A 17567-nucleotide genomic window follows, 5' to 3' on the forward strand; every position below is an offset into this window, starting at 1 on the left:
CGCTGCCCGGCCTCCGGCGCGAGCCCGCCCGTTCCCCGCTCCCGCTCCCCGTCCCGCCCGGCACCCGTCCGGCATCCCCCGTCGCCGCGAGTTCCCCCGCGGGAGCGTCCGCCCACCCCGCGGGAACGCCGGAAGGGCCCGGCGCGGTGTTCCCGCGCCGGGCCCTTCCGGCTCATCGGCGATGTGCCGCGTGCCGCGGCCGCCTCAGTGGTCGTGGCCCAGCAGCTGCACCATCTTCTTGCGGTACATCCACACCGCGACGCCGGCCAGCACCGCGAGCGTGGCCTCCAGGGCGATCACGCCCTGCCCGCTCAGGTCGACGCCCGCGATGGTGAGCAGACCCGTGGTGCAGTCACCGGCGGTGACGGCGAGGAACCAGACACCCATCATCTGGCTGGCGTACTTGGCCGGCGCCATCTTGGTGGTCACCGACAGGCCCACCGGGGAGAGGCACAGCTCACCGATCGTCTGGACCATGTAGATGGAGACCAGCCACATCGGGCTGACCGTGTCGCCGTCCGAGGCCATCCCCATCGGCACCACGAAGATGAAGAACGAGGCGCCGATCAGGACCAGGGCCATGGCGAACTTCACCGTGGTGCTGGGCTCGCGGTTGCGCCGCGCCAGCGCCAGCCACATCGACGCGAAGACCGGGGCCAGCGCCATCACCCAGAGCGGGTTGACGGACTGGAACCAGGACGCCGGGAAGTTGATGCCGAAGAGGCTGTCCGAGGTCTTGGAGTCGGCGAACGACGACATCGTCGAGCCGCCCTGGTCGTAGATCATCCAGAACACGGCGGCGGCCACGAAGAACCAGATGTAGCCGGTCATCTTCGTCTGCTCGGTCGCCGACAGGTCCTTGTCCCGCTTGATGCGGATCAGCACACCCGCCGGGATGATCAGGCCCGCCACGGTGATCGGGACCATCGCCCAGTTGAGCGTGAAGTGGCCGGTCGCCACCACGATCGTGTAGAAGACCGCGGCGACGGCGAGCCAGATCAGGCCCTTGCGCAGCCAGGTGTTGCGCTCCTCGAGGGTCAGCGGGGTCGGGACCTCGCTGGAGCGGGGGGACAGGTGGCGGGTGCCGATCAGGAACTGGATCAGACCCAGCGCCATGCCCACGGCGGCGAGCGCGAAGCCCAGGTGCCAGTTGACCTTCTCACCGACCGTGCCGATGATCAGCGGCGCGGCGAAGGCACCGATGTTGATGCCCATGTAGAAGACGGTGAAGCCACCGTCCCGGCGCGGGTCGTCCGGCCCCTCGTAGAGGTGGCCGACCATCGTGGAGATGTTGGCCTTCAGCAGGCCGGAACCGAGCGCCACCAGCGCCAGGCCGGCGAAGAACATCGCCTCGCCGGGCACGGCCAGCGCCAGGTGGCCGGCCATGATGATGCCCGCCGCGACCGCGACGGTCTTCCGCGGTCCCCACACCCGGTCACCGAACCACCCACCGGGCAGGGCGAGCAGGTACACCATGGCGAGGTAGACCGAGTAGATGCCGATGGCACTCGCCTCGTCCATCGCCAGGCCGCCGCCCTGGCTCCCCTCGCCCGCGTCCGGGCCGCCGGAGATCAGATACAGGACGAGCAGGGCCCGCATGCCGTAGAAGCTGAAGCGCTCCCACATCTCGGTCATGAAGAGAGTGGCCAGTCCGCGGGGGTGGCCGAAGAAGGTCGTGGTGCCGGCCGGGGGGTTGCCCCGGCCCGCGCCGTCCTTCGTCAGGCTGGACGCCATGGATGTTTCCTTCGATTCAGTCGCTCTGCAGCCACCCGGAGGTGGTTCCAGCACGGCTCCTGACACAGCGAAGACCTCCGGCGCGTCGTGCGAGCCAAAGGTCCCCGGAAAGTGCTACTACAGACGTACCGTCACGATAAGCCACGGCATCGCCCGGATTGGGTTTGTTGAGAGATACGTCACGGGTGTTCCGTGCAACTGTTCACGCTCCGTGACGAGCGGAGTGCGGCCTCCGGGCGTATACCCGGCGGGACTACCATCACTCCATGACCCGAGTACTGCTCGCCGAGGATGACGCATCCATCTCGGAGCCACTCGCCCGCGCCCTGCGCCGCGAGGGGTACGAGGTCGAGGTGCGGGAGGACGGACCCACCGCGCTCGACGCCGGCCTGCAGGGCGGGGTCGACCTGCTCGTCCTCGACCTGGGTCTGCCCGGGATGGACGGCCTGGAGGTCTGCCGCCGGCTGCGGAACGAGGGCCACGGCTTCCCGGTGCTGGTGCTCACCGCCCGTGCCGACGAGGTTGACACCGTTGTCGGACTCGACGCCGGAGCCGACGATTACGTCACCAAGCCGTTCCGGCTCGCGGAGCTGCTCGCCCGCGTCCGGGCCCTGCTGCGGCGCGGCGCCGTGGAGACCCAGCAGCAGCCCACCACCCACGGCGTCCGGATCGACGTGGAGTCGCACCGGGCCTGGATGGGGGACGAGGAGCTCCAGCTGACCGCCAAGGAGTTCGACCTGCTGCGCGTGCTGGTGCGCGACGCCGGGCGGGTGGTCACCCGCGACCAGCTGATGCGCGAGGTGTGGGACACCACCTGGTGGTCCTCCACCAAGACCCTCGACATGCACATCTCCTGGCTGCGGAAGAAGCTCGGCGACGACGCGGCCAACCCGCGCTACATCGCCACCGTCCGCGGTGTCGGCTTCCGATTCGAGAAAAGCTGACCCCGCCTGACACGGTAGGGCCATGCGCCGTCGCCTGATCAATTCCACGCTCGCCGTGGTGCTCGTCGTCATCGCCGTCTTCGGCGTGTCCCTGGTGATCGTCGAGACCCGCACCATCGAGAACAGCGCCCAGGAGAGCGTGGACTCCGACGCGGTGCGGCTGGTCAGCATCGTCGACAGCCGGCTGATCGGCGGCGAGGGCATCACCCCCGACGTACTGCGGGACCAGATCGAGGAGGGCCGGTACGCCCGGATCGAGATGCCCGGCGAGAAGCCGGTGGAGGTCGGCGACCGGCCCTCGGGCCGTGTGATCTCCGCCGAGCGGGACGGCGCCCAGGGCGAGACGGTGACCGTCGAGGCGTCCCGCTCCACGGTGAGCAAGGAGGTCGGCCGCACCCTGCTGATCATCCTCGCGGTGGCGCTGCTCGCCGTCCTCGCCGCGGTGCTGCTCGCGGTGCGCCAGGCCCACCGGCTGTCCGCGCCGCTCACCGACCTCGCGGAGACCGCCGAGCGCCTCGGCTCGGGCGACCCGCGCCCGCGCCACCGCCGCTACGGGGTGCCGGAGCTGGACCGGGTCGCCGATGTGCTGGACGCCAGCGCGGAACGCATCGCCCGGATGCTCACCGCCGAGCGGCGGCTGGCCGCCGACGCCTCCCACCAGCTGCGCACCCCGCTGACCGCGCTGTCCATGCGGCTGGAGGAGATCACCCTCACCGACGACCTGGACACGGTGAAGGAAGAGGCGACGGTCGCCCTCACCCAGGTGGAGCGGCTCACCGACGTGGTGCAGCGACTGCTGACCAACTCGCGCGACCCGCGCACCGGCTCCGCGGTCGCCTTCGACCTCGACGAGGTCGTCAAGCAGCAGATCGAGGAGTGGCGGCCGGCCTCCCGCAGCGAGGGCCGGGCCATCGTCCGCTCCGGCAAGCCGGGGCTGCGGGCCGTCGGCACCCCCGGCGCGGTCGCCCAGGTGCTCGCCACCCTCATCGAGAACTCGCTGATGCACGGGGACGGCACGGTCGCCATCCGCACCCGGGTCACCGGGAACCAGGCGGTGGTGGAGGTCACCGACGAGGGGCCGGGTGTGGCGCCCGACCTGGGCGCCCGGGTCTTCGAGCGGAGCGTCAGCGGCCGCAACTCCACCGGGCTGGGGCTCGCCGTGGCCCGCGACCTGGCGGAGGCGGACGGCGGGCGGCTGGAACTCCTCCAGCTGCACCCCCCGGTCTTCGCGCTCTTCCTCAGCCGGTCCGGGGACCAGCGGGACCAGCCGTCCGACGACGCCTGACCCCGGGCGGGGCCGCTACTTCTCGTCGGTCAGTCCGGCCCGGGCCGGGCGGCGGCCCGGCCGCCCGTCCTCGGCGAGGAAGGACTCGGCCGTCTCCACGGCCTCCCGGGCGGGCAGTGTCCGGAACACCCAGGTCCGGTAGGACCAGAAGCGGAAGAGGGTGGCCACGCCGATGCCGAGGAACTTGAAGATGTTGCTCTGCAGCTGGCTGTCCCACCCGAAGCCGTAGGTCGTGGTGTAGAGCAGCCCGTTCTCGATCACCAGGCCGACCCCGCTGAACAGCAGGAACAGCGTGAGTTCCTTGGTGCGCCCGCCCTTGTCGCGGTCCCGGTAGGTGAAGTAGCGGAAGCCCAGGTAGTTGAAGGCGATGGCGACGGCCGTCGCGACGATGCCCGCGCGGACCATCGGCAGCTCGGTGTTGTGCCGCACCAGGTTGAAGACGCCGAGATTGACCAGGACCCCGAGGCCGCCGACCGCACCGAATTTCGCGATCTCGCGGGTGAGCTGCTCCACCTGCGCGCGCAGTGTGCGCCGTTCACTCATGGTGACGCTCAGCCCCGTCCGATCGGCATTGACAACTCGGACCATGCTAACCAGCCGCCACCCTCGCCGCCCTTGCGGCATGGGCATCCGGGGGTACTTCCGGGCCCTTCGGCCGGCCCGCTGCTCGGACGATCCTCCAAGGCCGAGGCGGAGCCCGTTCGCCGGGCGTTTACTCTGGGGGGGTGACTTTCCCGGTGGTCGGCATGGTCGGCGGTGGCCAGCTCGCTCGTATGACCCACGAGGCGGGCATCCCGCTCGGCATCAAATTCAAGCTGCTCAGTGACACTCCGCAGGATTCCGCGGCCCAGGTGGTGAGCGACGTCGTCATCGGCGACTACCGCGACCTGGACACCCTTCGTGCTTTCGCACAAGGCTGTGACGTGATCACCTTCGATCACGAGCACGTGCCCACCGAGCACCTGCGGGCCCTGGAGGCCGACGGCATCGCCGTGCGGCCCGGGCCCGACGCGCTGGTGCACGCCCAGGACAAGGGTGTGATGCGGGCCCGGCTCAGCGAGATCGGTGTGCCGTGCCCCCGGCACCGCATCGTGGCCGACCCGGCCGACGTGGCCGCCTTCGCCGCCGAGGGCACCGGTTTCCCGGTGATCCTCAAGACCGTGCGCGGCGGCTACGACGGCAAGGGCGTCTGGGTGGTCCGCACCGAGCAGGAGGCCGCCGAGCCCTTCCGGGCCGGGGTGCCGGTGCTCGCCGAGGAGAAGGTCGACTTCGTACGCGAGCTGGCCGCCAACGTCGTCCGGTCCCCGCACGGCCAGGCCGTCGCGTACCCGGTGGTGGAGTCCGTGCAGACCGACGGGGTGTGCGACACGGTGATCGCCCCCGCCCCCGGGCTCACCGAGGAGCTGTCCGCCCGCGCCCAGCAGCTCGCCCTGCGGATCGCCAAGGAACTCGGCGTGGTGGGGCACCTCGCGGTCGAGCTGTTCGAGACCCGCGACGCCGACGGGACCCCCGGCATCCTCGTCAACGAGCTGGCGATGCGCCCGCACAACTCCGGGCACTGGACCCAGGACGGCGCCGTCACCTCCCAGTTCGCCAACCATGTGCGGGCCGTGCTGGACCTGCCGCTCGGCGACCCGCGGCCGCGTGCGAAGTGGGCCGTGATGGCCAATGTGCTGGGCGGTGACTACCCGGACATGTACCAGGCCTATCTGCACTGCATGGCCCGGGACCCCGGATTGAAGATCCACATGTATGGCAAGGATGTGAAGCCGGGTCGTAAGGTCGGCCATGTCAACACCTACGGCGACGACCTGGCGCAGGTGCGCGAGCGCGCCCGGCACGCCGCCGACTACCTCCGAGGGACCATCACCGAATGAGCAACTCCTCCACCGGGGCCGTCCCGGGCCCCGTCGTCGGCATCGTCATGGGCTCCGACTCCGACTGGCCGGTCATGGAGGCCGCGGCCAAGGCGCTCGACGAGTTCGAGATCCGGTACGAGGTCGACGTGGTCTCCGCGCACCGGATGCCGCGCGAGATGATCGCCTACGGGGAGAGCGCCGCCGTCCGCGGGCTGAAGGCCGTCATCGCCGGGGCGGGCGGCGCCGCCCACCTGCCCGGCATGCTCGCCTCGGTCACCCCGCTGCCGGTGATCGGGGTCCCCGTCCCGCTGAAGTACCTGGACGGCATGGACTCGCTGCTGTCGATCGTGCAGATGCCCGCCGGCGTGCCGGTGGCCACGGTCTCCGTCGGCGGCGCCCGCAACGCCGGTCTGCTGGCCGCCCGCATCCTCGCCGCGCACGACGCCGAACTGCTGGAGCGGATGCGGCACTTCCAGGACGAGCTGAACGAGCAGGCCACCGAGAAGGGCAAGCGGCTGCGCTCGAAGGTGGAGGGCGCGGGCCGCTTCGGCTTCGCCCACTGATCCGCGGTCCGGCCGCCCGCCGCGGGCCGCGTCCCGGCGGGCGCCCCCGCGGCGGGTGCTCCGGGCAGTCCGCGGGGCGTGACTTCGCCGGTGGCCCGTACGAGGATGGGGCGATGACCGATCTTCTCGCGCAGGCCCGCGAACTGCTGGCGGCCCACCCCGTCGTCGACGGCCACAACGACCTCCCGTGGGCGCTGCGCGAGCAGGTCCGCTACGACCTCGACCGGCTCGACATCGCGGCCGACCAGACCGGCCGGCTGCACACCGACATCCCCCGGCTGCGGGCGGGCGGGGTCGGCGCCCAGTTCTGGTCCGTCTACGTACGGTCGGACATGGCCGGGGACGACGCGGTGAGCGCCACCCTGGAACAGATCGACGTGGTCCGGCGGCTGGCCGACCGCCACCCGGACGACCTGCGGCTCGCCTTCACCGCCGACGACATGGAGGCGGCCCGCGCCGAGGGCCGGATCGCGTCCCTGATGGGCGCCGAGGGCGGGCACAGCATCAACTGCTCGCTCGCCACCCTGCGCGCCCTGTACGACCTGGGCGTGCGCTACATGACGCTCACCCACAACGACAACGTCCCGTGGGCGGACTCCGCCACCGACGAACCGCGTGCCGGCGGGCTCACCCAGTTCGGCGAGGAGGTCGTCCGGGAGATGAACCGGCTCGGCATGCTGGTCGACCTGTCGCACGTGGCGGACGGCACCATGCGCGACGCGCTGCGGGTGTCCGCGGCGCCCGTGGTGTTCTCGCACTCCTCGGCGCGCGCCGTCTGCGACCACCCGCGGAACATCCCGGACGACGTGCTGGCCCAGCTGCCCGCCAACGGCGGGGTGGCGATGGCCACCTTCGTGCCCAAGTTCGTGCTCCCCGCGGCGGTGGCCTGGACGCACGCCGCGGACGAGAACATGCGGGCGCACGGGCTGCACCACCTGGACACCACCCCGGAGGCGATGGCCGTGCACCGGGCCTTCGAGGAGTCCCACCCGCGCCCGGTGGCGACCGCGGCGACCATCGCCGACCACCTGGACCACATGCGCGAGGTCGCGGGCGTGGACCACATCGGCATCGGCGGCGACTACGACGGCACCGCCTTCACCCCGGCCGACCTCGCCGACGTCGCCGGGTACCCGCGGCTCGTCGCCGAACTGCTGGACCGCAAGTGGTCGACCGCCGACCTGGCCAAGCTCACCTGGCAGAACGCGGTACGGACGCTGCGCGCCGCCGAGGACGTGTCGCGCGAGCTGCGGTCGGCCGCCCGGCCGTCCATCGCCACCATCGACCGGCTCGACGGCTGAGGCCGGGCACCGGACCGCGGCCTCGGCCGGCGGCCCGGTGCCCGCCGGTCAGCAGACGCAGAGGCAGAACGGGTGACCCACCGGGTCGAGGTAGACCCGGAAGTCCCGCTTCCCGCCGTCGTCACCCTGCGCCAGGGTCGCCCCGAGCGCGAGCACCTCGCGCTCGGCGGCGTCCATCCGCTCCCGCTCCACGTCGAAGTCCAGGTGGAGCTGCTGGGAGTGCTCCTCGCTCGGCCACCGCGGCGGTACGTACCCCGGCACCCGCTGGAAGGCGAGCACCCGCCCGCGGCGTCCGCCGGGCGACAGGTGCACCTCGACCCAGTCCTCCCGGTCGCCCTCGACCGTGCCGCCCAGCACCTGGGCGTAGAAGTCGGCGAGCTTCCGCGGCTCGGGGCAGTCCAGAACCGTGACGCCCAACGTGGCGATGGCCATGTCTTCCTCCCTCGGTCGCGTTACCGGTGACCCTTGTCTACCGGTAACCGTTACCTCATCATCCCGCCTTGCCGGTAACCCGGCAACCGTGAAACGCGGCACCGCCGCGCCGCTCGCCGCCCCCGGCCCGGGAAAGGGCCGGGGAGGGACCGAGGACACCCGGCCCCGGACCGGGGGGACGGGACGGCGGGGCGGGCCCGAGCGGTTCCGGGACGGGCCCGGCTCGGGGCGGGACGGGGGCCGCGTACCCGGAGCCGACGGCCGCACACCGCCGGCGCACCCGGTGACCGCATCGCGGCTCGTGCCGGTAACGGCTCCGGTAGCCTGGCGAAGGTGCAGCAACCAGGCCACCGGAGCCCCGCCCCCGCCCCCCTCGACCTCGTCCAGGACCTCGTGAACACCCTGGACGTCGAATCCGGCCGGGACGCGCTGGCCACCGCCGAGGGACTCGCGGGGTTCCTGGCCGCGCGATGGCCGGCGGGCCCCGGCCTGGGACCGGCGGACGTCCCGGCGCTCCAGCGGCTGCGGGAGGCGCTGCGCGCCGCCTGCCTCGCCCACACCGGAACCGACGCCCCGCCGGACGCCACCGCGACCCTGGACCGGCTGCTCGCCGAGGCCCCGCTGGTGCTCACCGTCGACGCGGCCGGCGGCACCGCACTGCGCCCCGCCGCCGGACTCACCGGGGTGCCCGCGCTGACCGCCCGGATCGCCGCCGCGATCGCCACCGCGGCCGCCGACGGCAGCTGGCCGCGGCTGAAGGCGTGCGCGGCCGACCGGTGCCGCTGGGTGTACTACGACCGCAGTCCGGCCGGCCGCAGCCGCTGGTGCAGCATGGCGGTCTGCGGCAGCCGGGCGAAGATGCGGGCCTACCGCGCCGGGCGCGCCCGGCGGAGCTCCTGAGTTCCATCCCCGGGGGCAGGGGGCAGGGGGCAGGGGGCAGGGGCCAGGCGGTGGGCGGTCGGCGGCGGGCGACAACCGCGGCAAAAGTGAAAAAATGCGACATATGGATGTGTTGCGCAGGAACCACGTGGTCGTGACCGGCCGGGAGGGCGGCCCCGTGGTGATGCTCGCCCACGGATTCGGCTGCGATCAGAATTTGTGGCGCCTGGTGGTGCCCCCGCTCGCGGCGCGGTTCCGGGTGGTCCTCTTCGACCACGTCGGCGCCGGTTCGGCCGACCCGGCGGCCTGGGACGAGCAGCGGTACTCCACGCTGGACGGGTACACCACCGACGTCCTGGAGATCTGCCGGGCCCTCGGCCTCGGCCCGCTGACCTTCGTCGGGCACTCCGTGAGCGCCATGATCGGCGTCCTGGCGGTGGCCAGGCAGCCGGAGCACTTCGAAGGGCTGGTCCTGCTCACCCCCTCCCCCTGCTACATCGACGACGAGGACTACCGGGGCGGATTCAGCGCGGAGGACATCGACGAACTCCTGGAGTCCCTGGACAGCAACTACCTGGGCTGGTCCGCGACGATGGCTCCGGTGATCATGGGCAACCCCGGCCGTCCGGAACTGGGGGAGGAGCTGACCAACAGTTTCTGCCGCACCGACCCGGCCATGGCGCGCGTCTTCGCCCGCACGACCTTCCTGTCCGACAACCGTTCCGACCTGAGCCGGGTGACCGTGCCCACCCTGGTGGCACAGTGCGCGCGGGACGCCATCGCGCCGCCGGAGGTCGGCGACTTCGTGCACGCGCGGATCCCGGGCAGCCGGCTGGTCACCCTGGAGGCCACCGGGCACTGCCCCCAGCTGAGTGCCCCCGAGACCACCGCCGCCGCGATCACCGCATTCGTCGCGGACCTGCGGTGACCTCCGGCGACGACCACCGGCTCCCCGGCCCCGACCCCGGGGCCGACCCCGCGGTGCTCGACGCCCTGGCGGCGGAGAGCGCCGAGGACCTGTACGAGAACGCGCCGTGCGGCTACCTATCCACCCTGCCGGACGGGCGGATCATCAAGGTCAACGCCACCCTGCTGGGCTGGCTGGGCTACCGGCGCGGCGAACTCGTGGGACGCAGGCGGTTCTCGGACCTGCTCACGGCGGGCGGCAAGCTCTACCACGAGACGCACTTCGCGCCGCTGCTGCGGATGCAGAACGAGGTGCGGGCGATCGCCCTGGAGCTCAAGGCGGCCGACGGCAGCCGGCTGCCGGTCCTCGCCAACTCGGCCGTCCGGACCGACGACGCCGGAGAGCCCAGGCTCATCCGCACCACCGTCTTCGACGCCCGCGACCGCCGGGACTACGAAAGGGAACTCCTCCGCGCCCGCCGCGAGGCCGAACGGGAACGCCGGCGCCTGGAACGGGTGTCGGCCACCCTCCAGCGCACCCTGCTGCCGCCGGCCCTCGAACCGGTGCCCGGGCTCGACGTGGCCGCCCACTACCACATCGCCTCGGCGGACGAGGTGGGCGGCGACTTCTACGACCTCTTCCCCCGGGTGGAAGGCGTCTGGGCCCTGTTCCTCGGCGACGTACGCGGCAAGGGGGCCGAGGCCGCGGTGGTGACCTCACGCGCCCGGTACACCCTCCGCTCGGGGATCGCCTACGACCCCGACCCCGTCGCGGCGCTCCGCCACCTCAACGACGTCCTCACCGCCGAGTACGCCGACCGGGAGCCGTACTTCCTCACCGTCATCCTGGGCATCCTCGTCCCCGACCCGGACCCCGACTCCGGCGGCTTCCGCCTCACGCTGGCGGGCGGCGGGCACCCTCCGGCCCTGCTCCTGCGCGCGGACGCCACCGTGGACCGCCTGGAGACCCCCGGCGGACAACTCCTCGGCGTGGTGCCGGACGCGGACGTGGCCGAGACCACCGTGCACCTCGCCCCCGGCGACACCCTGCTGCTGTACACCGACGGGCTCACCGAGGCCCGGGTCCCGGAGACCGGGGAACGGTTCGGTGACGAGGCCCTGCTGGACTTCGCCCGGGGCCTGGCACCGACCACCGCGGAGGACGCCGTCGCCGCGGTCCGCCGGCTGCTGGACGGCTTCGGCGAGGGTCTCGACGACGACGCCGCGGTGCTCACGATTGGCGTGCCGGCCGCGGGCCGCGACGGCTCACCCCGCTGAGCGGCGCGCCCGGCGGCCCGTCCGTCAGGCGCGCGGGCGGCCCATCGCGCGGAAGTCCCAGCCGGCCTCGCGCCACTGCAACGGGTCCAGTGCGTTGCGCCCGTCCAGCAGGCGGCGCTCCGCGACCACCTCGCCCAGCGCCGCCGCGTCCAGCTTCCGGAACTCGCTCCACTCCGTCAGGTGCAGCACCGCGTGCGCGCCGCGCGCCGCTTCCAGGGCGCTCGGGGCGTACGCCAGGGTGGGGAAGAGGGCCCGCGCGTTGTCCATGCCCTTGGGGTCGAACACCGTCACCTGGGCGCCCTGGAGGTGGATCTGCCCGGCGACGTTGAGCGCGGGGGAGTCCCGCACGTCGTCGGAGTCCGGCTTGAAGGTGGCGCCGAGCACCGCGACCCGCTTGCCGAGGAAGCTGCCGCCCACCGCCTCCCGGGCGAGCTCCACCATGTGCCCGCGGCGCCGCATGTTGATCGAGTCGACCTCGCGCAGGAAGGTCAGCGCCTGGTCCGCGCCCAGCTCGCCGGCGCGTGCCATGAAGGCCCGGATGTCCTTGGGCAGGCAGCCGCCGCCGAAGCCGATCCCGGCGCGCAGGAACTTCCGGCCGATCCGCTCGTCGTGCCCGATCGCCTCGGCCAGCTTCGCCACGTCGCCGTCCGCCGCCTCGCAGACCTCGGCCATGGCGTTGATGAAGGAGATCTTGGTGGCCAGGAAGGAGTTCGCGGCCGTCTTGACCAGCTCGGCGGTCGGGAAGTCGGTCACCACGAACGGCGAGCCCTCGGAGACCGGGGTGGCGTACACCTCACGCAGCAGCTTCTCGGCCCGCTCGCTGACGACGCCCACCACGATCCGGTCCGGGTGCAGGGTGTCCTGTACCGCGAAGCCCTCCCGGAGGAACTCCGGGTTCCAGGCCAGCTCCGGCTCCACGTCCGGCGGGGACAGTTCCGCCAGCCGGGCGGCGAGCCGGACCGCGCTGCCCACCGGCACCGTCGACTTGCCCACCACCAGCGCCGAACTGCGCAGCCGGGGGGCGAGCGACTCCAGCGCCGCGTCCACGTAGCTCATGTCGCAGGCGTACTCGCCGCGCTTCTGCGGTGTGTTCACGCAGATGAAGTGGACGTCGCCGAACTCGCCGGCCTCCTCGTAGGAGGTGGTGAAGCGCAGCCGGCCGGTCGAGCCCTCGATGCCCGCCACGTGCCGCTGCAGCAGTTCCTCCAGCCCCGGCTCGTACATCGGCACCTTCGCCGCCGCGAGCATCTCGATCTTCTCGGGGACGACGTCCAGGCCCAGCACCTCGAAGCCCAGCTCGGCCATGGCGGCGGCGTGCGTGGCGCCGAGGTAGCCGGTGCCGATCACGGTGATCTTCAAGGCCATGCGGGACTCCATGGTGGGACGGGCGGTGATGCGCTGCCTGAGCATAGTCGGGGCGGCACCGGGGCAGTGCCGCCCCGGTGCCGCCCCGCCCGCCGGAGCCGCCCGGGACCGAAGCCGGGCGGCGGTCCGTCCGTCACTTGTCCGAGACGGTGACCTTCTCGTCGTTGTTCAGCTGCTGGACCAGCTGCTTGACCTTGTTCGAGTCCCAGACCAGGTTGCCGCCGATGCTGCCCGAGATCGGCATGTTCATCGACTTGCCGTCGCCGCCGGTGATGCCCTTCATCGCCCAGAACATCTCCGCCAGGTCGAACAGGCTCATGTCCTTGTCCACCACCAGGGTGTCCAGTCCGGCGCCCAGCGTCGGGTAGAGCTTGAACGGGTTGAGGATGGTGGACGGCGTCGCCGTCTGGTTCGCCAGCGCGGCCAGGAACTTCTGCTGGTTCTTGGTGCGCTCCAGGTCGCTGCCGAAGGCGTACCGGGTACGGACGAAGGCCAGCGCCTCCTTGCCGTCGAGGGTCTGCTTGCCCGCCTCGAAGTCGGCCCCGGACTTCTTGTCCTTGAACGCCTTGGGAATGTCGATCTCGACGCCGCCGACGGAGTCCACGATCTCCGCGAAGCCGCCGAAGCCGATCTCCGCGTAGTGGTCGATGCGCAGCCCGGTGTTGTACTCCACGGTGCGCACCAGCAGCTGCGGGCCGTCGATGGAGTAGGCGGCGTTGAGCTTGTTCTCGCCCAGCGGGCCCTTGACCTTGCCGGACTCCGAGCCCTGGAACGTGGGTATCTTCACATTCGAGTCACGGGGCAGCGAGATCATGGTGTTCCCGTTGTCGCCGACGTGCAGGATCATCATCGAGTCGGTCCGCTTGCCCTCGGCCGACCCGGTGTGCAGCTCCTTCTTGTCCTCGTCGGACATGCCCTCGCGGCTGTCGGAACCCACGATCAGGTAGTTGGTGCCCGAGCCGCCCTCCGGCCGGTCGATGACCTTGCTCAGGTCGACGTCGCGGTTGAGCTTGGCGTCCGCCCAGAAGTAGGTGGCGATCGAGGCCACCAGCAGGAAGGCGACGAACGACACCAGGCCGATGGTGATCCGCTTCTTCCAGTTCTTCGGCCGCGGGGGGCCCGCCGGACGGCGGCCGCCGCGGCCCGGCCCGTCGCCGGGGCCACCGGGGCCGCCGGCGCCACCCGGGCCGTTCGAGGTGCCGTGGCCGTAGACCTGGCCGGTGTTGTAGCCGTCGTCGTGACCGCCGTAGCCGTCCTGCCGCAGCGGCGAGCCGTCGCGCTGCTGCGGGACGCCGTGGGGCGAGAGCTCGGGGGGCAGTGGCGGCTCGGCCGGGCGTCGCCGAGCGCCGGGCGGGGTGTCCCGCCGTACATAAGGCATGGCGCGGGCACTCTCCGGCTCGGCGCTGCCGCTGCCTCGCCCGTACCTCTCTCCGCCGTCGCTGGTCCGCCCCTCGGGCCAATCGTTCATGGGAGGAGTGTGCCCGCTGCGCGCGAGCGCCCACAGGGCGGGTGCCGGATAGCGCCGGGGCTGTTGCAGACCTGATGCAAACGCGCCTGGACTGTGGCTTTTGCCGCTATCGCCCCGCATGTGCTGAGCAGCGTCCCGACCCGCATACAGTGGACACATGATCGAGCAGCCTGCCCCCGAGACTCCGCCCGGGAAGCCCACCGCCGCGTCCCGCACCACGCTCAGCCACATCATGACGGCGAGCGACACCAACCTCCTGGGCACCGTCCACGGTGGTGTGATCATGAAGCTGGTGGACGACGCGGCCGGGGCGGTCGCCGGGCGGCACTCCGGCGGCCCGGCGGTGACCGCCTCGATGGACGAGATGGCGTTCCTGGAGCCGGTCCGGGTGGGCGACCTGGTCCATGTGCACGCCCAGGTCAACTGGACCGGGCGGTCCTCCATGGAGGTCGGCGTCCGGGTACTGGCCGAGAGGTGGAACGAGTCCACCCCCGCCACCCAGGTCGGCAGCGCCTACCTGGTCTTCGCCGCGGTCGACGAGGAGGGCAAGCCCCGGCCCGTACCGCCGGTGATCCCCGAGACCGAACGGGACAAGCGGCGCTACCAGGAGGCCCAGATCCGCCGCACCCACCGGCTGGCCCGGCGCCGCGCCATCAAGGAGCTGCGCGCCAAGCGGGCCGCGGAGGGCATCGACGACTGAGCGGCCCCGGCCGCCCGGCCCCGCCCCGCCCTGGCCGCCCGGCCCCGCCCCGGCCGCCCGGCCCCGCCCGGCGACCCCCGCCGGCCCCGTGATCAGGGGCAGTCGACCTGGTCGCCGGTGACCGCCCCCTGGCTGCCGTCGGCCCGCGCGAGCGGCGTGTCGACCCGCACCGGCCGTACCTCGCGGTGCCCGGCGCCCACCGTCACCCGCATCACCGGGCCCCGCCCCGGCACCGCCTCCAGCCGCGCCCCCGGCAGCGCCGCCCGCAGTGAGCGCGCCGAGCGGTCCCAGCCCGGGTCGTACTCGATCACGGTGTGCTGCGCGTCCCGCACCGCGGCGTTGGCCGGCGCCCGGGTGGTGGCGAAGCCGGCGGCCCGCAGCTCGCGGTCGACCCGGGCGCCCAGCCCCTCGGCCGGGGTGCCGTTGAGCACCTGGACGCGGATCCGCGCGGGCGCCACCTCGACCAGCGCGGGCGGTGCCGTACGCCGCTCGGCGTGCGGGGCGAGCGGGCGGTCCAGGCGTACCGATTCGAACAGCCGCCGGGCCTTCGCCGGGTCCCAGGTGACCGTCGAGCCGACCCCCGGCACCTGGTGGCTGAGGTCGCCGAGCGGCACGGAGGTGAACTCCGAGGACGCCGGGTCCAGCCCGCGCATCGCCCGGCCCAGCGCCACCAGCTCGGCACTGCCGAACCCGTGGTCGGCGCGCACCGAGCCGAGCAGCCCGGAGGCAACCCGGCTGAACCGCACCGGGTTGAGCAGCACCCCGCTGTCCGTCGCCTTGCGCAGCAGGGCGGCGAGGAACTGCTGCTGGCGGCTCATCCGGCCCAGGTCCGAGTCGCCGTCCACATGCCGGGAGCGCACGTACCGCAGCGCCTCCCCGCCGCTGAGGTCGTGCGAGCCGGCCGCCAGATCCAGGCCGGTGTGGGTGTCCCGCAGCGGGCGCGGGGTGCAGATCCGCACCCCGCCGACCACGTCCACGGTCTTCATGAAGCTGGTGAAGTCGACTTCCAGGTAGTGGTCGACGTGCACCCCGGTCAGGTGCTCCACGGTGCGCACGGTCAGGCTGGGGCCGCCCTCCGCGTACGCCGCGTTCAGCTTCTGCGGGTGCGCCGGGCGGTGCGTGCCGGTCAGCGGATCGGTGTGGGCCGGGATGTCCGCGTAGGAGTCCCGCGGCAGGCTGATCACGCTGGCCCGGTCCCGGTCCGCCGACAGGTGCACCAGCATGATGGTGTCGGTGCAGTGGCAGGGCGCGCCGCCCAGCCGGTAGCGCGTCTTCTCCTCCTCGGTGATCTTGTCCCGGCCGTCGGTGCCGACCACCAGGATGTTCATCCCGTCACTGCTGCGCGGCCGGTCGTTCAGGCCGCTGAAGGCGTCCACCCGCTCGATGCTCGACTCCAGGCCGGTGAGCATCGCGTGCCCGACCCCCGCGGTGGCGAGCACCACCACCGCGGCCGCGGTGGTCAGGCGCAGGCCCCAGCGGCGGCGGCGGCGCGGTGCGGGGTCGGGGTGCGGGGGGCGGGCCGGTGCGGTCACGGGGGAGACCTCCGCATGCGGAAGAGGGACGGCGGGGCGTAGCGACCGTAGGCCCATACGATGAGCGCCGCGGACCCCCACGCCGCCCGCGGGGCCCACTGCCACCCGGGCGGGGCGTTCCGGTGTCCCCCATTAGCGGTAACGTGGGCGCGATACTTGCAGTCACCCTTCAGGCGCTGCCGCTCTTGGCGGCTGCCGCCACGTGGCCGACCCCCGAGGAACGATGTCTGAGCAGCAGCCTCCGGCCGTCTCCGTGATCATGCCGGTGCTCAATGAGGAACGCCATCTCCGCAACTCCGTGCGGCACATCCTGGCGCAGGAGTACGCCGGCGAGATGGAGGTGGTGATCGCGCTCGGCCCGTCCACGGACCGCACCGACGAGATCGCCGCCGAGCTGGTGCGGGAGGACCCGCGCGTGCACACGGTGCCCAATCCCACCGGCCGCACCCCGGCCGCGCTGAACGCCGCGATCAAGGCGTCCCGCCACCCGGTCGTGGTGCGGGTCGACGGCCACGGCATGCTTTCGCCGAACTACATCGCCACCGCCGTCCGGCTCCTGGAGGAGACCGGCGCGCAGAACGTCGGCGGGATCATGCACGCCGAGGGCGAGAACGACTGGGAGCACGCCGTCGCGGCGGCCATGACCTCCAAGATCGGCGTCGGGAACGCAGCCTTCCACACCGGTGGCGACGCGGCCCCGGCGGAAACCGTGTATCTGGGCGTCTTCCGGCGCGAGGCGCTGGAGCGGCAGGGCGGCTACAACGAGGAGTTCATCCGCGCCCAGGACTGGGAGCTGAACTTCCGGATCCGCGAGGCCGGCGGGCTGATCTGGTTCTCGCCCGAGCTGAAGGTCTCCTACCGGCCGCGGCCGAGCGTGAAGGCGCTCGCCAAGCAGTACAAGGACTACGGCCGCTGGCGGCACGTGGTCGCCCGCTACCACCAGGGCTCCATCAACCTGCGCTACCTCGCCCCGCCGACCGCCGTGGTGGCGATCGCCGCGGGCGCGGTCACCGGCGCCCTGCTCACCCCGTGGGGCTTCGTGGTGCCGGCCGGCTACCTGGCGGCGATCGCCGCGGGCTCCGTCCCGGCGGGCAAGGGGCTGCCGGTCAAGGCGCGGCTCCGGATCCCGGTGGCGCTGGCCACCATGCACATGTCGTGGGGCTGGGGCTTCCTGACCAGCCCGCGCTCCCTGGCGAAGAAGGTCATCGCCAGCCGCCGCCCGGCGGTCCTCACCGACTGAGGCGGGGGCCGCGGCCGCCCGGTGCGGGACGGCCCGTGCCGGGCACCGGCGAGCAGACGGCGGAGGGCCGGACCACCGATG

Annotated in this window: 16 protein-coding genes; 10 read left to right on the plus strand and 6 right to left on the minus strand. The window is 72.6% G+C overall.

Translation table 11 applies throughout. The annotated features are described in order from the left end of the window. Window positions 1-204: 204 nt before the first annotated feature. Window positions 205-1734: a peptide MFS transporter gene (locus ACH4B3_RS28995; protein ID WP_398467732.1), complete on the minus strand. Its 1530-nt coding sequence runs from the start codon at window positions 1732-1734 to the stop codon at window positions 205-207. A gap of 266 nt (window positions 1735-2000) precedes the next feature. On the opposite strand from ACH4B3_RS28995, the gene ACH4B3_RS29000 reads away from it, so the two are divergent. Together ACH4B3_RS29000 and ACH4B3_RS29005 are read left to right on the plus strand one after the other, a co-directional pair. Beyond that, on the plus strand, window positions 2001-2678 hold the full coding sequence (locus tag ACH4B3_RS29000) for a response regulator transcription factor (protein WP_398467734.1): 678 nt from the start codon (window positions 2001-2003) through the stop codon (window positions 2676-2678). Between the two features lie 22 nt (window positions 2679-2700). Then, window positions 2701-3963 carry an ATP-binding protein gene (locus ACH4B3_RS29005; RefSeq protein WP_398467736.1) on the plus strand — a complete coding sequence of 421 codons (1263 nt, stop codon included), beginning with the start codon at window positions 2701-2703 and terminating at the stop codon, window positions 3961-3963. Between the two features lie 15 nt (window positions 3964-3978). On the opposite strand, the gene ACH4B3_RS29010 is transcribed toward ACH4B3_RS29005, so the two are convergent. Continuing rightward, complete coding sequence (locus ACH4B3_RS29010) at window positions 3979-4506, minus strand: GtrA family protein (RefSeq protein ID WP_398467738.1); 528 nt, start codon at window positions 4504-4506, stop codon at window positions 3979-3981. A 182-nt stretch (window positions 4507-4688) separates the two neighbouring features. Here ACH4B3_RS29010 and ACH4B3_RS29015 point away from each other — a divergent pair, with 182 nt between their 5' ends. The 3 genes from ACH4B3_RS29015 to ACH4B3_RS29025 all read left to right on the plus strand — a co-directional run bounded on the left by ACH4B3_RS29015 (window position 4689) and on the right by ACH4B3_RS29025 (window position 7686). After that, window positions 4689-5840, plus strand: coding sequence for a 5-(carboxyamino)imidazole ribonucleotide synthase (locus ACH4B3_RS29015; RefSeq protein WP_398467740.1), 1152 nt, complete (start codon window positions 4689-4691; stop codon window positions 5838-5840). After that, complete coding sequence (purE, locus tag ACH4B3_RS29020; protein ID WP_398467742.1) at window positions 5837-6385, plus strand: 5-(carboxyamino)imidazole ribonucleotide mutase; 549 nt, start codon at window positions 5837-5839, stop codon at window positions 6383-6385. The genes ACH4B3_RS29015 and purE overlap by 4 nt, the downstream gene beginning before the upstream one ends. Before the next feature lie 113 nt (window positions 6386-6498). After that, on the plus strand, window positions 6499-7686 hold the full coding sequence (locus ACH4B3_RS29025) for a dipeptidase (RefSeq protein ID WP_398467744.1): 1188 nt from the start codon (window positions 6499-6501) through the stop codon (window positions 7684-7686). 48 nt (window positions 7687-7734) lie between these two features. On the opposite strand, the gene ACH4B3_RS29030 is transcribed toward ACH4B3_RS29025, so the two are convergent. Next, the gene (locus ACH4B3_RS29030; RefSeq protein ID WP_398467746.1) at window positions 7735-8118 is read right to left on the minus strand and encodes a VOC family protein; all 384 of its coding nucleotides are present in this window, start codon (window positions 8116-8118) and stop codon (window positions 7735-7737) included. A 333-nt stretch (window positions 8119-8451) separates the two neighbouring features. On the opposite strand from ACH4B3_RS29030, the gene ACH4B3_RS29035 reads away from it, so the two are divergent. From ACH4B3_RS29035 to ACH4B3_RS29045, 3 genes are all read left to right on the plus strand, one after another. Beyond that, on the plus strand, window positions 8452-9018 hold the full coding sequence (locus ACH4B3_RS29035) for a CGNR zinc finger domain-containing protein (RefSeq protein ID WP_398467748.1): 567 nt from the start codon (window positions 8452-8454) through the stop codon (window positions 9016-9018). Window positions 9019-9121: 103 nt separating this feature from the next. Continuing rightward, window positions 9122-9925 carry an alpha/beta fold hydrolase gene (locus ACH4B3_RS29040; RefSeq protein ID WP_398467750.1) on the plus strand — a complete coding sequence of 268 codons (804 nt, stop codon included), beginning with the start codon at window positions 9122-9124 and terminating at the stop codon, window positions 9923-9925. After that, window positions 9922-11181 (plus strand): PP2C family protein-serine/threonine phosphatase, encoded by a 1260-nt coding sequence (locus ACH4B3_RS29045; RefSeq protein ID WP_398467752.1) that lies wholly within the window; start codon window positions 9922-9924, stop codon window positions 11179-11181. The genes ACH4B3_RS29040 and ACH4B3_RS29045 overlap by 4 nt, the downstream gene beginning before the upstream one ends. 24 nt (window positions 11182-11205) lie before the next feature. Here ACH4B3_RS29045 and ACH4B3_RS29050 read toward each other — a convergent pair whose 3' ends face one another. Next, entirely contained in the window at window positions 11206-12546 is a 1341-nt protein-coding gene (locus tag ACH4B3_RS29050; protein ID WP_398467754.1) for a UDP-glucose dehydrogenase family protein, read from the minus strand. 133 nt (window positions 12547-12679) lie between these two features. Beyond that, complete coding sequence (locus tag ACH4B3_RS29055) at window positions 12680-14014, minus strand: LCP family protein (RefSeq protein WP_398467756.1); 1335 nt, start codon at window positions 14012-14014, stop codon at window positions 12680-12682. 157 nt (window positions 14015-14171) lie between these two features. On the opposite strand from ACH4B3_RS29055, the gene ACH4B3_RS29060 reads away from it, so the two are divergent. After that, entirely contained in the window at window positions 14172-14714 is a 543-nt protein-coding gene (locus ACH4B3_RS29060) for an acyl-CoA thioesterase (protein ID WP_398467758.1), read from the plus strand. A gap of 92 nt (window positions 14715-14806) precedes the next feature. Here the strand turns inward: ACH4B3_RS29060 and ACH4B3_RS29065 are convergent, their stop codons facing one another. Continuing rightward, complete coding sequence (locus tag ACH4B3_RS29065; protein WP_398467760.1) at window positions 14807-16246, minus strand: LCP family protein; 1440 nt, start codon at window positions 16244-16246, stop codon at window positions 14807-14809. 223 nt (window positions 16247-16469) lie between these two features. On the opposite strand from ACH4B3_RS29065, the gene ACH4B3_RS29070 reads away from it, so the two are divergent. Further along, entirely contained in the window at window positions 16470-17486 is a 1017-nt protein-coding gene (locus ACH4B3_RS29070; protein WP_398467762.1) for a glycosyltransferase family 2 protein, read from the plus strand. Window positions 17487-17567: the final 81 nt, after the last annotated feature.

This window comes from Streptomyces sp. NPDC018031, from assembly GCF_044327625.1.
Lineage (GTDB): Bacteria > Actinomycetota > Actinomycetes > Streptomycetales > Streptomycetaceae > Streptomyces.